Source organism: Streptomyces sp. SID14436, from assembly GCF_010548465.1.
Taxonomy (GTDB): domain Bacteria; phylum Actinomycetota; class Actinomycetes; order Streptomycetales; family Streptomycetaceae; genus Streptomyces.
Genome location: NZ_JAAGMD010000868.1, coordinates 1 through 892, shown reverse-complemented (window position 1 = coordinate 892; position 892 = coordinate 1). Strand labels below are relative to the sequence as shown.

The 892-nt window shown below is 78.1% G+C and carries 1 protein-coding gene; it reads left to right on the top strand.

Features of this window, described 5'->3' with window-relative positions; translation table 11 throughout:
• Positions 1-397: 397 nt before the first annotated feature.
• Positions 398-892, top strand: a 495-nt coding sequence (locus G3I53_RS31750; protein WP_164439021.1) for a hypothetical protein, incomplete at its 3' end; no start/stop codon positions are given.

Below are 892 nucleotides of genomic sequence, written 5' to 3'. Positions count from 1 at the left end.
CGACCCCGGCGTCGGCGCTGGACGCGTCCTGGGTCGCTCCCGGCTGCACCACGAGCCATCCCAGCCCGGCCGCGAAGGTCGCGGCGGCGGCCACGGCGAGCGACCCCAGGGCGACCCGGAGGGGCCGCCGGGGGCGACGGGGACCGGGGCGGCGGCCTGGTCCGCGGGAGCCGCGTGACGCGCGTGCTTCGTGCCCGCGGGGACGATGTGGAGAGGGTGGCGGGTGTGCTCCGGGGTGAGGCCGGTCCGTGGGAGCCCGGTCGGTGAGGGTCCGGTCCGTGGGAGCCCGGTCCGTGGGAGCCCGGTCTGTGGGAGTCCTGTCTGTGGGAGTCCCGTCCGTGGGAGTCCTGTCCGTGGGAGTCCTGCCCGTGGGGCCGGTGCGGTCGGCGGGTGCCTCGTGGACGCCCTCGCCGGGGACGGCGTCGACGGGTTCGGTGAGCACGTCCCCGAGGAGGGCCAGCTGCTCGCGGAGCACCCCCAGGTCGGCCAGGGCGGCCTCGTGCTCCGCCAGGAACGACGGGTCCCGCCGGGCGTCCGCGGGCGGCGTCTCGGCGAGGATCGCGAGCATCAGGGGGTCGTCGTCATGGATGCGGTCGTGGTCATGGATGCGGTCGACGCCGTGGGCGCGGCCGTCGTCCGGCGTGCGGCCGTCGTCGTGGGCGCGGTCGACGCCGTGCGTGCGGCCGTCGTCGTGGGTCCGCTCGTCCTCCGGCATCCGTTCGTCGTCACGGGTGCGGCCGTCGTCCGGCGTGCCGCCGTCGTCGTGGGCGCGGTCGACGCCGTGGGGGCGGCCGTCGTCCGGCGTGCCGCCGTCGTCGTGGGCGCGGTCGACGCCGTGGGGGCGGCCGTCGTCCGGCGTGCCGCCGTCGTCGTGGGCGCGGTCGACGCCGTG